Origin of the sequence: Pseudomonas xantholysinigenes (assembly GCF_014268885.2) — a bacterium.
GTDB classification, from domain to species: domain Bacteria; phylum Pseudomonadota; class Gammaproteobacteria; order Pseudomonadales; family Pseudomonadaceae; genus Aquipseudomonas; species Aquipseudomonas xantholysinigenes.
The window spans coordinates 189,205-207,386 of sequence record NZ_CP077095.1; the positions used below are offsets into that span (position 1 = coordinate 189,205).

Genomic DNA, 18,182 nt, shown 5'->3' on the forward strand with positions numbered 1-18,182 from the left:
GTTTAGTCGTGCCTGCCGGGGTACGGCCTAAACTTCAGGGTGGGGGCAAAACCGGAGGTGCAACATGCGAATGGCCAAGACCCTGCAGCAGCGCCTGGACCAGGCCAACTGCGACTACGACATCATTTCCCATCCCCATTCGGCCACCAGCCTGGAGTCGGCGCGCACGGCCGGCGTACCCGCCGAGCGGGTCGCCAAGTCGGTGATGCTCGACGACCGCCATGGCAACTACATCATGGCCGTGCTGCCGGCCAGCCGACACCTGGACATGAGCGAAGTGCGCATGACCGGTGCCTGGCAACTGACGCGCGAAAGCAACCTGCCAAGCCTGTTTGGTGATTGCGAGCGCGGTGCCATCCCGGCCCTGGGCGATGCCTACAACATCCCCATGCTGCTCGATCGGCGTCTTACCCATCAGGGCGATGTCTATCTCGAGGCAGGTGACCACGATCACCTTATCCACATGAGCATGGAGCAATACTTGAAACTGGTGCCGCACGCCGAAGTGCGCGAATTGAGCTGATGCTCGCAACCCACGCCGGGTTGGCGTCGTGGACGCCCTGCCCGGCTACAGGAGTGAATCATGGAAGCGCCGATCCACAAGTTTTCCGAACTGTTCAAGCAACTGGGCCTGCCGGACGATGCGCTGGGCATCGACCAGTTCATCACCAGCCACTCACCGCTCAAGGGGGATGTGAAACTGGTGGATGCACCTTTCTGGAACGAGGCCCAGCGCTCTTTTCTGCGGGACAGCATCCTTGAGGATGCCGACTGGGCGGAGTTGTTCGATCAACTCAACGAAGCCTTGCGTCGCCCCCGCCAATAAAGCGCCGAGCGGCACCTGATGGGTGATCGGGTGGTTGCTATGCTCAGGGAAAACAACAGGGGATGGCGCAATGAAAGATCCCTACGCACCAGGGTTCTGGTGCACCGTGACGGTCCTGGGCACCCTGACTGCCGGCTACTTCTACGGTATCCGGCACACCCACACGATGAACCATGCCCTGCAGTTTCTCTATGCCGCCGCCGCCGTGACCGGGGCGGTGGCGCTCTGTGGCCTGGCCTGGATCGCCTGGCAGCAGTTGCACCTGAACAAGCGCGAGGTGGCCCAGGGACGAACGTTGCTGACCATCTGGAACACCAAGGTTGCCCTGCGTCGGGTCGAGACAGTGTTCGACCGCTACTTCTGGGGCAGTTACTGGCACTCCGGGCGAACCTTCGAAGAGGTCATGGGCGAACTCAAGGGCACCCCCCTGGAGCAGAGCCTCGATGCCCTCAAGCGCCAGTGCCGCGAGCTTGACCGGGAAATCCACGACCATCACCACCACTGGCTGGCCAACGCTCGCGACCTGTCAAGCGTCGCCACGGCCATGGCCCGCGAGCGCTATCAGCTTGACCTGTGCGATGCTCCCGCGCGTGACGGCGGTAATACCGCCGTGCTCAATCGCGATCTGGAAGTACTGGTGTACACCTGGTCTGCGCGCTTGCGCAGCTTCGACCATCAGCTGGACGAACTGGAGCGCGCCTATCACTGAGCAGGGTCATTCGCCGCGAATGTACTGCTCCAATTGCAGGATCAGGTTGGCTTGTTCGGCGATGGTTTCCTTGACCAGGTCGCCAATCGACAACAGGCCCAGCAGCTTGCCTTCGTGAACCACCGGCAGGTGGCGCAGGTGACGGTTGGTCATCAGGTTCATGCAGTACTCGAGGTTATGCTTGGGCTCCACGGTGACCACCGGCGAGCTCATGATCTCGCGCACCGGCGTGGCTGCCGAGGAGCGCCCCTTGAGCACCAGCTTGCGAGCGTAGTCACGTTCGCTGACGATTCCCACGACCTGGTCGTTCTCCACCACCGGCAGCGCGCCGACATTCTTCTCCGCCAGCAGCTTCAGGGCATCCAGCACCGTGTCGTCAGGGCTGATGGTGTAGACGCTGTGGTGCTGGGCTTTGGCTTTGAGGATTTGTTCGACGTTCTTCATACGGGCCTCGGTGGGTGGAAACGCGATGTGTCGGAGTAAATAAAGCATCCGGCACGGCGCTCTGCACGGCAATGCAGGAAACGGCATCGAGGTGATTGAAAAACGTCATGCTGGCAAGCCATCTTCACGCAGCGGCCGAGCAGGCCTCAAACCATGTGGCGCGGTGGTTGGCAAAAGGGCCGCGATGCGGCCCTGGGCGGAGTATCAGAGCTTGGGCATCTGCCCCAGGCGCGCGACCATTTCGCTGACCACCTGCAGATCGAGCATGAACTGCTCCACGGTCTTGAACTCGTTGTCGTTGTGCCCGGTGTACTTCACGTCCGGCATGGCCAGGCCGAACTGCACGCCGTTGGGCAGGTCGTGTACCGAGGTGGCGCCGGCAGAAGTGCCGAATTCGTGCTTCATGCCCAGGTTCTCGCTGGCCACTGCCAGCAGCGCCTTGACCCACTCGCCTTCCGGGTTGCGGTACATCGGCTCGTCGAGGCTGTAGTCGAAGGCCACCGAAGTGTGGCTGCTGCGCGCCCAGTCTCCGAGCTTGTCGGAGATCTCGGTCTTGAGGGTTTCCAGCGGCTTGCCCTTGGGAATGCGCAGGTTCACCGCCAGCTTGAGGGCTTTGTCATCCAGGCCGACAAAGGTCAGCGAGGTGGTCAGCGGGCCCATGAAGTCGTCCTTGAAGCCAACGCCGAGCTTGTTGCCCAGGTAGTCCAGCCCCCAGTTATCGCTGGCATAACGCGCCGCATCAGTGATGTGGTTGTGCTTGAGCGGTACCTGCTTCTGTACGCCGTTGAGGAAGTCGAGCATGCGCGCCACCGGGTTGACCCCGGACTCGGGCTCGGAGGAGTGCGCCGATACGCCGGTCACGGTCAGCAGCACCTGCTTGCCATCAGCCTTGGCGTCGATGCTGAAATCACCACCGTGCTGCTTGACGTATTCGCTGCCGGCTTTTTCCAGGGACTTGGCCAGTTCGGCGGGCTGGTCGCCAACCAGTGTGGCCACCGAGCTGCCGGGGATCTGGTTGGTGGCCAGGCCACCGGTCAGGCCAATCACCTCGGCACCTGAGCCTGTGCCAGCACGCTTGGTGAAGGTGGCCATGACGGTGCCGTAGCCTTTTTCGGCGATCACCACCGGATAGCCGCCGTCCAGCGCCAGGTTGTAGTCAGGGGTGGCGTTGCGTTCGAAGTAGTAGGGGATGGCGTCGCCAGTGGTTTCCTCGGTGGTGTCCACCAGCAGCTTGAATTGGCGCGCCAGGGGCAGTTTCTCGTCCTTGGCCACTTTCAGTGCGTACAGTGCGACGACGATACCGTTCTTGTCGTCCTCGGTGCCGCGGCCGTACATGCGATCGCCCACCAGGGTGACCTTGAACGGGTCGAGCTTGGTGCCGTCCTTGAGCTTCCAGTTGTCCGGGTTGACCGGCACCACGTCGGCGTGGGCGTGGATACCGATCACTTCCTTGCCTTCGCCCAGGGTGATTTCGTAGACGCGGTTGTCGATGTTGCGGAACTGCAGGCCAAAGCCCTCGGCCAGGGCCTTGATCTTGTCGGCGATCTTGAGGAATTCCGGGTTCTCGTGCTGCGGCACACCCTCTTTGCGCACAGTGGGGATCGCCACCAGTTCGCGCAGGGTCTCGGTGGCGGCCTTGCCGTACTTGATGCGGGTGTACAGGCCCAGCAGGCGGTTGATCTCATCCTGCTGCTCGGCGTTCAGCGGCTTGCCGGCCAGGTAGGTCTTGAGGGTCGCGTCGAGCTTGTCGGCCTTGGCCAGGTCGCTGCCGGCCAGCTTGCCGAGGAACTGCTTGAAGTCGGCCGGATTGCTGCCGTCGTAGGCTTTGATGATAGCGGCGGATTGCTGCTGCGACAGATTGGCCTGGGCCGGGAGCGAGAGCAGGGCCACGCTGGCCAGCAGCACGGACGCGGCGGAAAGCTTGGTAAATGGCATGGGCGTGCGCATTCCTTTGCAAGTGGGGAGGGTGCCCGTTTACGCAAACGGGAAGATGCCCACGCTAACACCAATGCTCCCGCCGCGGGAGAGGTGGCACTGTGCAGTCACGCACAAACGAAAAAGCCCCGGGGCAATGCCCCAGGGCTTTCTGAAGATGGCGCACTCGGCGGGATTCGAACCCACGACCCCTGCCTTCGGAGGGCAGTACTCTATCCAGCTGAGCTACGAGTGCAACGGGGCGCATGATACCCATATGGGTCGATGGCGTCCATCGCCTTGATCTGTAGTCGTTTTCCGCAGCCGGTCAGTGATGTTCAGGTCGCATGAGTCAGTGCGGTACATAGCTACCGCCAGCAGTCATGGGCGGCATGGCCCATTCAGGATTCATTCATTTCTTGGGTTCATACCAATGAATACCGCACATGTTCAACATGACCTTGCCGAGCTGAGCGGCGCCTGGGCGCTCATGGACAATGCCCGGCAATTCGCCGAAACCTGGCCCGATGTCTTCAGCCTGGCGCGTCAGGCCGCAGGCGAGTACCTGCGTGAGCACCATCCACAGTCGCCGGATCCCGACCAGGTCTGGTGGCATGTCTTCGACAACGCGACGAATGGGCCGACATTCACGGGTTGGCAGCACACTGGAAAACCCCGGCTTTCCCTGACACTCACCCAGTTGTGGATCAGCCGCTTCGATGAAGGGTTCCAGTGGGCGGTCGACCTGCTCCCGGTCTACGGCGGCTTCTACCGCCAGGACGGCAGCGCCGATGCCTACGGTGTCGATAACCAGCTGGAGCTGGACCCGATCAAGGTCAAGGAAGACATGCGCGCATTGGATTTCGCGGCTCGGGTCGAACAACGCACGGCGGATTTCTGGGCGCTGAACGGCAGCGCATTCGAGATGCTGGCCAAGGTCAGCTTCGTTCAGCAGATCCAGCAGAGTTTGGCGCAAGGGCATATCGAACCCTTCGACGCCGAGCGCCTGCGGGCCTGGCTAGGCCTTGAGGCAGAGGGGCCAGTGGGGCTCGAGACACTGCGGAACAAGGTGCCGGACAGCCGCTTCAAGATTCGCCAGTATGAAGTGCAGGGCGGGGGGCATCTGTTGACGTTGACCACCGCAGACGGCCGGATACTGCTGTACACCCCAACCGCTCCGACGGTTCTGCAGGCATTTGCTGACATTGCGCAACTGGTGGCCTGGGTTCGCGAGCGCGTCAGCGCGCCGGATGCCCAGCAATGGTTCGATCAGTTGCACCCGCCGGGTTGGCTGGCGAGTGCCGCCGAGCGCCGTGAGTTTCGCTTGAGGAGAGCGTGGCAAGGGCGCATCCCCGTCTCGCCCTGGTGGCCTTTCGGCACCGGGAAGGAAGTCACCGGCGACCTGTTCGCGCAGCTCAAGCGCATGACCCAGGAGGACCTGAACGCCCAGCACCGGATTATTGTCAGCAACGAGGCGCTGGATACGCAGCACTGGCACGACTACATCACTGCGGCCACCCGGGTTTTCGGCTCGTTCACTTTGCTGTTCTGGCCGTTCAGCTTGTTCATGGTGGGCCTGGGCATGGTCAGCGTGGCATTGGATGTGCGGGCGTCGTTGGTCGCCACCAATGAAAAACAGCGCTGGGAAGCCTTTCTCAGTGCGTTCGCCGATGCGCTGGCGGTGGTACTGACAAGCCTGGATGTCGCGGTGGGGGCGAGCGCGGTTGGCTATCGCGCCGCGCCGCAGGTGCTCAAGGCGACGCCGAAGGCATGGTTGCCGATGAGCGCGACCGGTGAGGAGCTGGTGCCATTCGCCAGTGCGCGTCGCGCTGGCAACCCCATACAGACGCCTGGGCGCTTCCAGGGGGTGGAGGTCGATGCGCAGGGAGCGACCTGGATCGAGATGAACGACCTGAGCCTGCGCACCCGCTTCGATACACAACTGGACAGCTGGGTGGTGACCCATGAACGGGCACCCTACGGCCTGATGCCAGCCCTGCCCGTGCGCCTGGGCGAGGGAGGCGCCTGGCAGCTGCTCGCCCCCGAAGGCGACCTGGACGCGCTCGTCACGGACTTCTGGAATGTCTACATGGATGCCGACGAGGTGCAAAGCCAGGCATTGGCAAGGCGCATCGAGGCCCAGCAGCGGGCGCTGCTCCGATCAGGCAACCTGCCGGAATTCGTCGGCCACATGGCGCCCATGGATACCCAGGGCAATCCTTGCGTCACGGTCAACGGCACGACGCACTACACGTTCTGGCATGAAGGCGATGTCCACAACAGCCTGCTCGAGCAGTACAGCGGCCAGATGTCCAAGATCAATGACCTGTTCTCCGCCACTCGGCCCCGACCGACGTTCGTCCAGCTCCCCGAGTTGATGCACTACCTGGACAACCTCTTCGCCTCGATGGCCGAGCTGCCGCGTTCGACGGCGCCGTTGCTGTGGCGTGGCGTGCGAGGCGGGCGCTCAGGGCTGGCCGCGCACTATCGGGCGGGCGCGGTAGGGCCGGGCGACCTGTTGGTCAGCACCGACATCACCTCGTTTACCGAGAACCCCTACATTCCCCGGCGGTTCATGGTGGACAAGTCCTCTGTCGGGCGGCCCCTGGAGGAAATCACCGGCCAGTTCGACGAGCACACCGTGTTCTACGAACTGGTCAACGACGGCAAGGTCACGGGGGTACCCGTCGCGCCGATGACGCAGTGGCAGGAGTCGGAGGTGCTGTTCACGCCGGGGCGCTTGTTCCGCATCGAATCGGTCCGCGACATCGCTGGCCAGCACTATCGCTTCCTGCGCTTCAGGTTGCGCGAGGTCGAGCAGGCGCAGGGCGAGCGGGTCTTCGATATGCGCAGCGGCCTGCCGTTCGATCGGCAGGCCTATCTTGAGCGGGTCCAGTACGACAAGCTGGTGGAGCGCTGTTTCCCGGCCAGCCAATGGCCTGAGGCCTAGAGGGCGATCAGCTCGGGACGCAGCCCTTCGATCCGGCGTGCCGGGGGCGGGCGATGACCGACGCCCCCGGTGATCTGTAGCAGTACCTTCTCGCGCAGCCCGTGCAAGGCCGCACCCGTGCGCTGGCGCGGGTGCGGCAGGTCGATTGCCACCACGGCCTTGATACGCCCGGGACGTGGTTCCAGCACCACCACCCGGTCAGCCAGGTAGGTCGCCTCCTCGGCATCGTGGGTGACCAGCAGGATGGTGACCCCCGAACGCTTGCGAATCGCCAGCAGTTCATCCTGCAACTGTTGGCGGGTGAGGGCGTCGAGGGCGCCGAAGGGCTCGTCCAGCAACAGGATCCGGGGGCTGGCCACCAGGCCGCGGGCGATCGCCACGCGCTGGGCCATGCCGCCGGACAACTGGTGTGGGTAGGCCGACTCGAAGCCGACCAGACCCACCAGTTGCACGAACTCGTGCACACGCCGCGCGCGCTCGCCTTGGGTCAGTTTTTCGGTCGCCAGGCCCAGGCCAATGTTCTGTTCCACCGTCAGCCAGGGGAACAGACGGTGTTCCTGGAACACGATGCCACGTTCGCCGCTGATGCCGCCGACGGGCTGGCCATCGACCTGGATACTGCCCTTGTACTCGGTGTCCAGCCCCACCAGCAGGCGCAGCAGGGTGGACTTGCCACAGCCGGACGCACCGACGATGGCGATGAATTCGCCCTCATTGATCGACAGGTCGAAATCGCGGATGGCCTCGAATGACTGGCCATCGACCGTGAAGGCCTTGCCGACCCGCTCGAAGCTGACCAGCGGTGGCGTGGCATCGGCTTGGTTGGCCGCGTGCAGGGCCGGGGTGATGAAGGCGTTCATGCGGTTCTCCAGCGCGTGGCGCGTGATTCGAGGGATTGGCCGAGATGGCCGAGCAGGGCGCCGACCAGGCCGATCAGGACCATGGCGGCCATCACCTGGTCCATGCGGAACAACTGTTGGGCGCCGATCATCAGGCTGGCGATGCCGCCGTCGGAGGGCATGAAGTACTCGGCGCCGATGGTGCCGAGCCAGGCGTAGATCAATGACAGCCGGGCACCGGCGAAGATCGCCGGGGCGGCCCCTGGCAACACCAGCAAGCGCAGGCGTTGCGCCAGGTTCAGGCGCAGTGTCCTGGCGGCCTCGCCGAGCTGCGGCGACAGGCTGGCGATACCGCGTTGGGTGGCAATCAGCAGCGGGAAGAACGCCGCCAGGCCAACGAAGACCAGCTTGGCGCCCTCACCCAGGCCGAACCAGGCAGTGAGCAGTGGGACCCAGGCGAACAACGCGACTTGGCGCAGCGCTGACAGGCTCGGGCCGAGCAGGCGCTCGGCGCCCTGCGACAACCCCAGCAGCAGGCCCAGGATTAAGCCGGCGCCACCACCGAGCAGTAGGCCAGCCAAGGTGCGTTGCAGGCTCAGGCGCAGGGCTTCGGGCAACGAACCGTCCAGCAGGCCGTCCTGCAAGCTGCGTAGCACCTGCAGTGGCGAGGTGAGGATGTTGCCATCGATCCAGCCGAAGCTGCTGCTGGCCTGCCACAGCGCCAGCAGCGCCATCGGCAGCAACAGGCTCTGCCAGCCTCGTGGGCTCGGCCCGCGCACCTGTTCGCCAGTGGCCGGCTGCGGCCAGTACAGCAGCCGGCGTTCCAGGCCTGAGAAGCCTCGGTCCAGCAATGCGCCGACCAAACCGATCAGCAGGATGCACAGGAATACCAGGTCGAGCATGAACAACTGTCGACCCCAGACCATCAGGTAGCCGATGCCCTCGCTGGAGGCCAGCAGTTCCACCGCCAGCAATGAGGTCCAACCGGCGGCCAAGGCCAGGCGCACGCCCGCGAGGAAGGCCGGCAGGGCGGCCGGCAGCAACAAGCGCAGGAACAGCAGGTGGCGCGGCAGGCGCAAGGTGGCGGCGGCTTCGCGCAGCTTGGGCTGGGCATCACGTACACCAACCAGGGTATGCAGTGTGACCGGCACCACCACCGCCTTGACCAGCACCACCAGCTTGAGCAGCTCGCCGATGCCGAAGAACAGCATGAACAGCGGGATCCAGGCCAGGGTGGGGATCTGCGCCAGGGCCACGAAGGTCGGCAGCACCCAGGTTTGCGCGCGCCGCGAGCCGCCCAGCCAGGTGCCCAGCAGCAGGCCGCTGGAGATCCCCGCCAGCAGCCCCCAGCACAGCCGCTGCAGGCTTATCCACAGGTGGCCCCACAGTTCGCCGGAGCCGAACTCCAGCGCGGTCTGCCAAACCAGGCCTGGCGCCGGGAGAATCTGTTCGCTCATCCAGTGCGCGTGGCTGGCCACGACCCAGAGCGCCGCCAGGGCCAAGGGCAGCAGCCACGGCGTAATCCTGTACCCGCGGTCGCGGTGTCTTGCCGTGAAAGGGCTGCGTAGCGGCCTCCAGAGATGTCGCAGGCTGCTGCTCGATACCTCGCTCATCGGGCCCTCCTTCGAATCGTTCCTTGTTTATTCACTTATGGAATTAAAAATTCACACAAATGTACATCCTGAGATAAGAGCATGTGCCTGGCACCTGTGAAAGCCCTGCCTCGTTGCGTTTTCCTCATATTTTCCATGCGCTGCGCGCAAGTCCCTCGCAGAGCCGCATGGCGTCTCGTTTATGTTTTTTGGTTACTAAAAAATGAAGTTTTGATCTTTGTCGGTTCTAACTCGATCGGCCTAGCTTCTGGCCAAAGCGCCGGCCATCGCCGGTGGCAGCCTGCCAAGGAGCCTTGCCATGAGAACCGTCTTCCGCCACTTGCTCACCCCCTTGTTCGTCGCCCTGCTGGGGGCCCTGCCCGCGGTTGCCGATGCCGCCCAGCCCGACGTGATCCGCATTGCCGTGCCCGACCTGAGTGCCGGCAGCAAGCCCGCCGCTGGCGGCGTGGTGGACGTGCTGCGCGACCAGCAACTGCTGGAAAAAGAATTCGCCAAGGACGGCATCCGTATCGACTGGCGCTTCTTCAAGGGGGCCGGCCCGGTGGTCAACGAGGCATTGGCCAACGGCCAGGCGGACTTCGCCTACCTGGGCGACCTGGCCGCGATCATCGGCAAGGCCAACGGTCTGGACACCCGCGTGCTGTCGGCCGGGGTGCGTGGGGTGAAGAGTTACCTCGGCGTGGTGCCGGGGTCGGGCATCCACAGCCTGCAAGACCTCAAGGGCAAGCGTGTGGCGGTGTTCCGCGGCACGGCCAACCAGTTGTCGTTCGCCAGTGCCCTGGCCAGCCAGGGCTTGTCCGAGCGCGAGCTGAAAGTCATCAACCTGGATTTCAACGCGGCCAATGCCGCCCTGGCCGCCAAGCAGATCGACGCCACCTGGGGCCTGTCGAACCTGTTGTCGCTGCGTGAGCGGGGCCTGGTCGAACTGCCGGTCAACTCCCGTGACCTCGAAGGCGCCGGCAGCACCCAGGCGGTGCTGCTGGGTACCGGCGATTTCATCCGCCAGCATCCCGACCTCACCCAGCGCCTGGTCAACGCCCAGCAGCAGGCGGTGCAGTGGCTACGCGATGAGCACAACCGCGACGCCTACATCGCCCTGGTGGCCAGCACCGCCAACTGGCCACAGGCGATCTTGCGCGACGACCTGGCCCAGGAAAACCTCGCCAATTATTTCGACCCGCGCCTGGACGCCGGCTTCGTGAGCCTGTTGCAACAGGGCGTGGACTTGGCCGCCAAGGAGCGTCTGATCCGCCGCGGCTTCCAGGTCGCCGACTGGATCGAACCGCGTTTTCTCGACGCGGCCCTGCAACAGGACCAGGCCATCCAGGCCGCCCGCTGAGCCGACAACAACCCTGAGGAGCACAATCATGAGCAACGCTGCATTGGCCTCCGCGCCACAACCTCTCGAGCTGGACATCCACCCCGTCGCCGGGCGCATCGGCGCCGAGATCCGTGGCATCAAGCTGTCCGCCGACCTCGATCCGGCCACTGTCGACGCCATCCAGGCGGCGCTGGTGCGACACAAGGTGATCTTCTTCCGGGCCCAGACCCATCTGGATGACGTGGGCCAGGAAGCCTTCGCCCAATTGCTCGGCGAGCCCATCGCCCACCCCACCGTGCCGGTGGTGGACGGCACCAGCTACCTGCTCCAGCTCGACGGTGCCGAAGGACAGCGGGCCAACTCCTGGCATACCGACGTGACCTTCGTCGATGCCTACCCCAAGGCCTCGATCCTGCGCAGCGTGGTGGCGCCGGCCGCCGGCGGCGACACGGTGTGGGCCAACACCGCCGCGGCCTACCAGGAGTTGCCCGAGCCGTTGCGTGCCCTGGCCGACCAGCTGTGGGCGGTGCACAGCAACGAATACGACTACGCCAGCGTCAAGCCTGACGTCGACCCGGCCAAGCTCGAGCGCTATCGCAAGGTATTCACCTCGACCGTGTACGAAACCGAGCACCCGGTGGTACGGGTGCACCCGATCAGCGGCGAGCGGACGTTGCAGCTGGGGCACTTCGTCAAGCGCATCAAGGACTATTCGCTGGCTGACTCGCAGCATCTGTTCGCGTTGCTGCAGGGGCATGTGACGCGCCTGGAGAACACCGTGCGCTGGCGCTGGCAGGCGGGGGACGTGGCGATCTGGGACAACCGCGCGACCCAGCATTACGCGGTGGATGACTACGGCACCCAGCCGCGCATCGTGCGCCGGGTGACCCTGGCCGGCGAGGTGCCGGTGGGGGTGGATGGGCAGCTTAGCCGGAGCACGCGCAAGGGCTGAGATCGTTGGGGCCGCCTTGCGGCCCTTTCGCGGTACGAGGCCGCTCCTACAGGATCATGCGATTGTCTGTAGATACCGTCTTGACTCTCACCCCGCAAGAGGGATTTTGGGGTCAAACGGTATCCCCGACTTCACCACCCCGTAAACCAGGTGCAGCAGCTTGCGCATCGCCGCGCAGACGATCTGTTTGTAAGCTTTGTGCCGGCTGCTCAACCGCTCTGCCAGTTCCTTCACAACAGGGTTATGTCTGATTGAGACAGTGCCTGACATCCACAAGCCTGCACGCAGCCTTGAGGCGCCTGTACGCGAAATAGTGCTCTTACCTATGAACTCTCCCGATTGCTGCACCACTGGGTTTAAGCCTGAAAACGCGACAATCGCAGAAGGGCTTTGGTATTTCAGTGGATCGCCCAGTTCGGCGAGCAGCAACGTAGCAGTGGTGTCACCCAAACCATCAATCGAGGTAATCAGCTCACGTCGCTTGCGCAGGTCTGGATCATCATCGATCGTCTGCTCGATGGCCTTCCTGGTCTTTTCCAGCTCTTCGTTGATGTGCCCGATTACGTCTTGAATCGACTGCTGTACCGCATCTAGTGCGACATCCAAACGATTCTGCTCCATCTGGCGCATTTCCTTGAGGTCGTCCAGTCGCCGCACCAGAGCACGCAAGCGGCGCTGCGCAGGGGGCTCAGGCTCCCACTGGCGAAGCGAGACAGCCTTTTGTTGGCCATAGGCAGCAATGACTTTGGCGTCAGCCTTATCTGTTTTGACGCGCCGAAGCTCCACGTCAGCGAATTTCGCAATCACCGCCGGGTTCAGAATGCACACCCGATAACCTTGGTTGTGACAGTGCTCGGCCAGCGCTTCGTGATAGATGCCTGTAGCCTCCATAACAATCCAGGCGCCTGGTTCAGCATGGCGCTCAAGCCAGTCGCTAAACTGCCTGAACCCTCCAGGATCATTGGACAGCTTGGCTTTGGTGCGCATCTTGCCATTGGGGAGCGGGATGGCAATGTCGAAAGATTTTTTGGCGACATCAACGCCAACAAAGACGGACATGATCTCCTCCTTCAAACTACGAAAGTCGATCACCCTACACTCAGTTCAACCTTGTTAATGCGTGCTCACGCCGGGGGCGGGCACTAGATACCGTTCGAACTCGTCGAGTGGGGTTGGAAGACCAGAGCGTTATCTACAGTGCGGGCTTGATGCCCTTGGAGCGGCTCTGCTTCAAGGCCTTCCCTCGATGATCAGTCGAGAACTTTCGCCTCTAGGGAGGCGAAAGTCGAGATACAAGGAGCGGCCTTGCGCCGCGAAAGGCCTATGACTCGCTATCACAGGCAATCAACTGCCTCACCAACCCCCGCGCCAGCGCCGACAAGCCATACCCCACCCGGCTCACCACCCCATAGCGGGTATAGAACGCCTCCTCCTGCTCCGGCGCCAGGTCCACCAGCCTAAGTGCCACCAGCCCTTCATAAGGCCGCAAGTTCGCACTGCAGGCGATGCCGATGGTGTTCGAGTGCAGCACCACGTTGAGCAATGCATAGCCATGCTCGCACTCGACACTGGGCAGGAAGTCCTGCCGCCCACTGAGGTCGCTGAGGATCTTGCGGATGTTCGGCGGGCGGAAGGTGGTCGCCAACGGATAGTTGAACAGGTCCCGCGCACGCACCTCGGCAAGCTCGGTCAGCGGATGCCCGGCCCGGCAGCAGAAGTGCCAGCGCTGTGGCGCCAGCTTGTGCACCTGGTAGTCCGGGTCGGCCTCGAACTGACGGGTATCGGCGACGAAGAACTCGATCTCCTCGGCCATCAGGCGGCGGTTCAACGCCTGCCAGTTATCCACCTGGAAGCACGTGCGCGCCGCTGGATATTCGGCCACGAAGCGTGCCACCGCCCGTGGCACCAGGCCCCCGGCCGGCGCCGGCCCCGAGCCGAAGCGCACCACCCCGGTGGTAGCACCGTTGAACTGGTTGATCTCGTTGACCAGATTGTGCGCGCCATGCACCAGCCGCCGCGAATGTTCCAGCACCAGCAGGCCCTGGCGGGTCGGCGCCAGCTCCTTGCTGGCGCGGTCGACCAGGCGGCAGCCGACGTTGTGTTCCAGCGTCTGGATGCTGCGGCTGAAGGCCGATTGCGAGAGGTTCACCGCCGCTGCCGCGCCGACGAAGCTGCGGTGCTCGACAAGGGCGATGAAGTGGCGAAGTTGGCGCAGGTCGATATGCATTTTCTACATGGAAACTTTCGGTGGAATGCAATTGCTGGGAAGGGTTGGGACCCTTATAAAGGGAGTTACTTATTCCACAAAATATGAATTACAAATATTTATATCTCTTAAAAGAATATAAGCCCGCCTGACCGCGATTCGGTTCCGCCAACGGAAATGCTCGCCTGGGCCCTTGCCTCAAGGAGCACTTGCATGTCCCGACTTTCCCGTTGGCCGGCGCGCGCGTCGTTGTTCACCTTGCAACCCCTGGCAGCCGGTGTGTTGCTGGCCGCTGCCGGCAGCAGCTTCGCCGAGGATCCCGTCGGCGCCGTGCCGGCCGCCACCCGGGACACCCAGCTCGGCACCGTCACCGTCAATGCCCGGCGCCGCGAAGAGAGCGCGCAGAGCGTGCCCACGCCGATCAGTGTGTTGAACAGCGAAACCCTGGAAACCCAACGCATCTACCGAGTGCAGGACTTGCAGCAATTGGTGCCGAGCACCAACGTCGCGTATGTGCACGCCCGCCAGTCGAGCATTTCGATTCGCGGCCTGGGCAACAACCCGGCCAGCGATGGCCTGGAAGGCAGCGTCGGCGTGTACCTGGACAACGTCTACCTGGGCCGCCCGGGCATGGCGGTGTTCGACCTGCTCGATGTCGAGCAGCTGGAGGTGCTGCGCGGCCCGCAGGGCACATTGTTCGGCAAGAACACCACCGCTGGCGTGCTCAACATCACCACGCGCAAGCCGACCTTCCACCAGGAAGGCAGCGTGCAGTCGTCGCTGGGCGAGGATGGCTACTGGCAGACCCAGGGCAGTTTCTCCGGCCCGCTCACCGATACCTTGGCCGGGCGCATCAGTGCGTACCACACCGAGGACGACGGCTATGTGAAGAACGTCTACAACGGGCATGACCTCAACGGTGGCAAGCGCCAGGGCTTCCGAACCCAGCTGCTGTTCAAGCCCAGCGAAACCTTCAACCTGCGCTGGATCGGCGAGTACAACGAGGAAAACTCCGATAACGGCATCCTCAGCCTGTACAGCACGGGCCCCACCCTTAACGGCGTGAACCGCTATGAAAGCCTGGCCCGCCAGGCTGGCGCCACGCTGGTGTCGGGCAAGGACCGTAAGGTCAATTTCGATTCCGATCAGATGGTCAAGGTGTTCCAGGGCGGCACCTCGGTGGAGGCCAACTGGACGCTGCCCAACGACTTCACCCTCACCTCGATCAGCGCCTACCGCTGGTGGGACTTCACCCCGCGCAACGACGACGGACTCAATGTGCCGGTGTTCTACAACGCCGGCGTATCGGTGCGCGACAAGCAGTATTCCCAGGAAATCCGCCTGGCCTCGCCCACCGGTGGTTTCTTCGACTATGTGCTGGGCGCCTATTACTTCAAGCAGGACCTGGACAACAAGTCGTTCACCTACAACGGCCCCCAGGCTGATATCTGGAACCTCACGCCGGCCGGTGCCCTGGCCAACGTCACCACGATCGGTAATGGTCATATCGATACCGACAGCTATGCACTGTTCGCCCAGGGCACCTGGCACCTCACCGAGCGCCTGGACTTCACCGCCGGGGTGCGCGGCACTTATGAAGAGAAGAGCGCCTGGGTGACCCGCGATGCGCCGAGCGGTGGCGTGCCGGTCAGCGGCGCGGCCGCGGCAGCCCGCCAGGGCCGGGTGGGCGCCTACGATTCGGGTGATCTGAACCAGTACAGCTTTGCGCCCTCCGGCCTGCTGAGCCTGAGCTATCGCTTCAGCGATGACCTGCTGGGCTATGCCAGCCTGTCCCACGGCGAGAAGTCCGGCGGCGTCAACCTCACCGTCGGCGCAGCGCCACGGCTGGGCACCGACTCGCTGCTGGTGGGCACCGAGCGCGCCAACAACGCCGAACTCGGGATCAAGAGCAGCTGGTTCGACAACCGCCTGCAGTTCAACACCAACCTGTTCTGGACCGAAGTGCACGGCTACCAGGCCAACGTCTACGACCAGGTCAACCGCGTGCAGTACCTGGCCAACGCCGGCAGCGTGCGCTCCCGTGGCCTGGAGTTCGAGGCCACGGCAGCACCGTTGCGCGGGCTGACGCTGAACTTCAACGGCTCGTGGAACGATGTGCGCTACACCGAGTACGACGACGCGCCGTGCCCGCCGGAGATCAGCCTGGCCAACGCCGCCGCCACCTGTGATTTGTCCGGCCACCAGGTGGTGGGTGCTTCCAAGTACATCGCCAACCTCAATGGCCAATACAAGTGGCAACTGACCGAGCGCATCGAGCCCTATGTCAGTGCCAGCTACGCCTTCCGTTCCAAGGCCGTCGGCACCATCGATGACTCCGACTACGGCCAGATCCCAAGCTACGCCATCGTCAACCTCTCCACCGGCGTGCGCCTGGACCAGGGCGACGGCGTGCTCGACCTGTCGCTGTGGGTGAAGAACGCCGGCGACAAGACCTACTTCACCAGCCTGTGGAACTCCGCCAACGGCGGCTACGCCGGCGTGCTGGGCACCCCGCGCACCGTGGGCGCCACCGCCCGTTATGACTTCTGAGCACAAGGAGCTTTGCCATGAATGCCAAGACCCAACCGCACGACCTGCCCGAGGGCGCCTGCCTCACCGCCAAGGTGCCCGACCGCGACCAAGCCCTGCTCGGCGACGTGGTGGTCAACCCGTACCGCCTGGCGCCGCTGACCGCGATCATCCGCGACGGTGGCCGCACCCTGAGCGCCGCCCATGTGCGCGTGCTGGGCCGTGGCGAGCGCGGTGTCGACATTGTCTACGACGTGTCCGACCGTTCGCTGTGGACCTATGGCGGCATCCCGGTGTTCGGCCTGTATCCGGATCACGTCAACCAGGTCGAGGTGAGCTACAAGCTCGACGGCGAGCGTATTCGCGAGCGCTACGAAATCTACGCGCCGGCGGTGCGCCTGCCGGTGGTGGCCAAGCAGACTGCCGCGCTGCCCGAGGTGGAGCCGGTCAAGGTCGCCCCCGGTTTCGAAAAGCGCCTGTACCTGTTCAATCACCTGCTGGCCGAGATCCCGGGCGGGCGCGCCTTCAAGTGGAATGGCCTGGGTGGCGCCGCCGAGTGGGACTCGGTGGGCAACAACTGGATCGCCGACAGCAACGGTGACGTACGCTGGTACCTGGACATCGAGCAGATCCACGATTCCAACCACCGTGACGGTCTGGGCGGCACCATGGGCTTCCATCAGACCCGCGACGGCAAGCTGATCTGGGGGCAGGGCCAGACCTACTCCAAGTACGACCTGCTGGGACGCAAGGTGTGGCAGCGCAACCTGCCGGACAAGTTCGCCGACTTCTCCCACGAGATTCGCGAAACCGTAAACGGCAGCTACCTATTGCGGGTGGGCACCAGCGACTATCGCCGTCCGGACGGCAAGCGCGTGCGTTCGATCCGTGACCATATCATCGAGGTCAACGAAGCCGGGGATGTGCTGGACTTCTGGGACCTGAACCAGATCCTCGACCCGTACCGCGGCGAACTGCTGGAAACCCTGGGCAAGGCCGCGATCCAGCTGCCGGACGGTGTGCAGAGACAGGACGACCGGCTGGCCAACGAATTGGCCGAAGGCGACCTGCCATTCGGCGACACCCCGGGCATCGGCACCGGTCGCAACTGGGCCCACGTCAATGCCATCGACTACGACGCCGATGACGACAGCATCATCGTTTCAGCACGGCACCAGGGCGTGGTGAAGATCGGCCGCGACAAGCAGGTGAAGTGGATTCTCGCCGCCCCCCAGGGCTGGCCGGCGCGCCTGCAGGACAAGGTGCTCAAGCCCGTGGGCGAGGGCTTCGAGTGGTCCTGGACCCAGCACACCGCCTGGCTGACCGGCCGCGGCACGCTGACTGTGTTCGACAACGGCTGGGGGCGCGACTTCGGCCCGACCAAGCTCAGCGGCAACTACAGCCGGGCAGTGGAGTACAAGGTCGACGAGGCCAAGGGCACGGTCGAGCAGTTGTGGCAGTACGGCAAGGAGCGCGGGGATGAGTGGTACAGCCCGATCACTTCGGTGGTGGCCTACCGGGTGGATACCGACACCCAGTTCATCTATTCGGCTTCGGTGAACTACCTCACGCCCGAGAAGCTCACCACCACCGTGCTCAACGAAGTGCGTCGCGGCTCCCAGGAGGTGGCAGTGGAGCTGAAAGTGCACAGTCGCCAGCCGGGCAGCGTGGGCTACCGGGCGTTGGTGATCGACCTCGACAAGGCGTTCTGACTCAATCCTCTCTCCTGCAGGTTATCGGCTAACCTGTTCTGGCCTCTTCGCGGGTAAACCCGCTCCCACAGCGTTGGCGACAATCCTGTGGGAGCGGGTTTACCCGCGAATGGGGCGATGCGAATTTCGGACGGGGTGTTCAACCATTCGTTCTTTTTTTCGAACAG

The 18,182-nt window shown here is 63.7% G+C and carries 14 protein-coding genes and 1 tRNA gene; 8 read left to right on the top strand and 7 right to left on the bottom strand.

Features of this window, described 5'->3' with window-relative positions:
• Positions 1 to 64 precede the first annotated feature (64 nt).
• The 3 genes from HU772_RS00870 (at position 65) to HU772_RS00880 (ending at position 1,535) form a co-directional block, all read left to right on the top strand.
• Entirely contained in the window at positions 65 to 523 is a 459-nt protein-coding gene (locus tag HU772_RS00870; RefSeq protein WP_186662038.1) for an aminoacyl-tRNA deacylase, read from the top strand.
• A 60-nt stretch (positions 524 to 583) separates the two neighbouring features.
• Positions 584 to 826 (top strand): DUF2789 domain-containing protein, encoded by a 243-nt coding sequence (locus HU772_RS00875; RefSeq protein ID WP_186662039.1) that lies wholly within the window; start codon positions 584 to 586, stop codon positions 824 to 826.
• A 70-nt stretch (positions 827 to 896) separates the two neighbouring features.
• The gene (locus tag HU772_RS00880; RefSeq protein ID WP_186662040.1) at positions 897 to 1,535 is read left to right on the top strand and encodes an NADH:ubiquinone oxidoreductase subunit N; all 639 of its coding nucleotides are present in this window, start codon (positions 897 to 899) and stop codon (positions 1,533 to 1,535) included.
• A 6-nt stretch (positions 1,536 to 1,541) separates the two neighbouring features.
• Here HU772_RS00880 and HU772_RS00885 read toward each other — a convergent pair whose 3' ends face one another.
• From HU772_RS00885 to HU772_RS00895, 3 genes are all read right to left on the bottom strand, one after another.
• Positions 1,542 to 1,979 carry a CBS domain-containing protein gene (locus HU772_RS00885; protein WP_186662041.1) on the bottom strand — a complete coding sequence of 146 codons (438 nt, stop codon included), beginning with the start codon at positions 1,977 to 1,979 and terminating at the stop codon, positions 1,542 to 1,544.
• 204 nt (positions 1,980 to 2,183) lie between these two features.
• On the bottom strand, positions 2,184 to 3,914 hold the full coding sequence (locus HU772_RS00890; protein WP_186662042.1) for a dipeptidase: 1,731 nt from the start codon (positions 3,912 to 3,914) through the stop codon (positions 2,184 to 2,186).
• Positions 3,915 to 4,072: 158 nt separating this feature from the next.
• A tRNA-Arg gene (locus HU772_RS00895) sits at positions 4,073 to 4,149 on the bottom strand.
• A 177-nt stretch (positions 4,150 to 4,326) separates the two neighbouring features.
• Between HU772_RS00895 and HU772_RS00900 the strand changes: the two genes are divergently transcribed.
• A complete protein-coding gene (locus HU772_RS00900; RefSeq protein WP_186662043.1) occupies positions 4,327 to 6,843 on the top strand; it encodes a dermonecrotic toxin domain-containing protein in 2,517 nt (838 codons plus the stop codon).
• Here the strand turns inward: HU772_RS00900 and HU772_RS00905 are convergent.
• Positions 6,840 to 7,703: an ABC transporter ATP-binding protein gene (locus HU772_RS00905; RefSeq protein ID WP_186662044.1), complete on the bottom strand. Its 864-nt coding sequence runs from the start codon at positions 7,701 to 7,703 to the stop codon at positions 6,840 to 6,842. The genes HU772_RS00900 and HU772_RS00905 overlap by 4 nt on opposite strands.
• Positions 7,700 to 9,295: an ABC transporter permease gene (locus HU772_RS00910; RefSeq protein ID WP_186662045.1), complete on the bottom strand. Its 1,596-nt coding sequence runs from the start codon at positions 9,293 to 9,295 to the stop codon at positions 7,700 to 7,702. Before HU772_RS00910 ends, HU772_RS00905 begins: the two co-directional genes overlap by 4 nt.
• Before the next feature lie 298 nt (positions 9,296 to 9,593).
• On the opposite strand from HU772_RS00910, the gene HU772_RS00915 reads away from it, so the two are divergent.
• Both HU772_RS00915 and HU772_RS00920 read left to right on the top strand, forming a co-directional pair.
• Positions 9,594 to 10,634, top strand: a complete 1,041-nt coding sequence (locus tag HU772_RS00915) for an ABC transporter substrate-binding protein (RefSeq protein WP_186662046.1) — start codon at positions 9,594 to 9,596, stop codon at positions 10,632 to 10,634.
• 28 nt (positions 10,635 to 10,662) lie between these two features.
• The gene (locus HU772_RS00920) at positions 10,663 to 11,568 is read left to right on the top strand and encodes a TauD/TfdA dioxygenase family protein (RefSeq protein ID WP_186662047.1); all 906 of its coding nucleotides are present in this window, start codon (positions 10,663 to 10,665) and stop codon (positions 11,566 to 11,568) included.
• Positions 11,569 to 11,655: 87 nt separating this feature from the next.
• Here the strand turns inward: HU772_RS00920 and HU772_RS00925 are convergent, their stop codons facing one another.
• Positions 11,656 to 12,627 (bottom strand): IS110 family RNA-guided transposase, encoded by a 972-nt coding sequence (locus HU772_RS00925; protein WP_217858722.1) that lies wholly within the window; start codon positions 12,625 to 12,627, stop codon positions 11,656 to 11,658.
• Between the two features lie 262 nt (positions 12,628 to 12,889).
• Entirely contained in the window at positions 12,890 to 13,795 is a 906-nt protein-coding gene (locus tag HU772_RS00930) for a LysR family transcriptional regulator (RefSeq protein WP_186662618.1), read from the bottom strand.
• Between the two features lie 192 nt (positions 13,796 to 13,987).
• On the opposite strand from HU772_RS00930, the gene HU772_RS00935 reads away from it, so the two are divergent.
• Together HU772_RS00935 and HU772_RS00940 are read left to right on the top strand one after the other, a co-directional pair.
• Positions 13,988 to 16,324 carry a TonB-dependent receptor gene (locus tag HU772_RS00935; RefSeq protein ID WP_186662617.1) on the top strand — a complete coding sequence of 779 codons (2,337 nt, stop codon included), beginning with the start codon at positions 13,988 to 13,990 and terminating at the stop codon, positions 16,322 to 16,324.
• A 17-nt stretch (positions 16,325 to 16,341) separates the two neighbouring features.
• Positions 16,342 to 18,015: an aryl-sulfate sulfotransferase gene (locus HU772_RS00940; protein ID WP_186662616.1), complete on the top strand. Its 1,674-nt coding sequence runs from the start codon at positions 16,342 to 16,344 to the stop codon at positions 18,013 to 18,015.
• Positions 18,016 to 18,182: the final 167 nt, after the last annotated feature.

Coding starts and splice junctions, on each gene's coding strand:
- HU772_RS00885 (WP_186662041.1), bottom strand. CDS start 1,979: ATGAAGAACGTCGAACAAATCCTCAAAGCCAAAGCCCAGCACCACAGC.
- HU772_RS00905 (WP_186662044.1), bottom strand. CDS start 7,703: ATGAACGCCTTCATCACCCCGGCCCTGCACGCGGCCAACCAAGCCGAT.
- HU772_RS00940 (WP_186662616.1), top strand. CDS start 16,342: ATGAATGCCAAGACCCAACCGCACGACCTGCCCGAGGGCGCCTGCCTC.
- HU772_RS00890 (WP_186662042.1), bottom strand. CDS start 3,914: ATGCCATTTACCAAGCTTTCCGCCGCGTCCGTGCTGCTGGCCAGCGTG.
- HU772_RS00900 (WP_186662043.1), top strand. CDS start 4,327: ATGAATACCGCACATGTTCAACATGACCTTGCCGAGCTGAGCGGCGCC.
- HU772_RS00880 (WP_186662040.1), top strand. CDS start 897: ATGAAAGATCCCTACGCACCAGGGTTCTGGTGCACCGTGACGGTCCTG.
- HU772_RS00915 (WP_186662046.1), top strand. CDS start 9,594: ATGAGAACCGTCTTCCGCCACTTGCTCACCCCCTTGTTCGTCGCCCTG.
- HU772_RS00870 (WP_186662038.1), top strand. CDS start 65: ATGCGAATGGCCAAGACCCTGCAGCAGCGCCTGGACCAGGCCAACTGC.
- HU772_RS00920 (WP_186662047.1), top strand. CDS start 10,663: ATGAGCAACGCTGCATTGGCCTCCGCGCCACAACCTCTCGAGCTGGAC.
- HU772_RS00875 (WP_186662039.1), top strand. CDS start 584: ATGGAAGCGCCGATCCACAAGTTTTCCGAACTGTTCAAGCAACTGGGC.
- HU772_RS00935 (WP_186662617.1), top strand. CDS start 13,988: ATGTCCCGACTTTCCCGTTGGCCGGCGCGCGCGTCGTTGTTCACCTTG.
- HU772_RS00910 (WP_186662045.1), bottom strand. CDS start 9,295: ATGAGCGAGGTATCGAGCAGCAGCCTGCGACATCTCTGGAGGCCGCTA.
- HU772_RS00930 (WP_186662618.1), bottom strand. CDS start 13,795: ATGCATATCGACCTGCGCCAACTTCGCCACTTCATCGCCCTTGTCGAG.
- HU772_RS00925 (WP_217858722.1), bottom strand. CDS start 12,627: ATGTCCGTCTTTGTTGGCGTTGATGTCGCCAAAAAATCTTTCGACATT.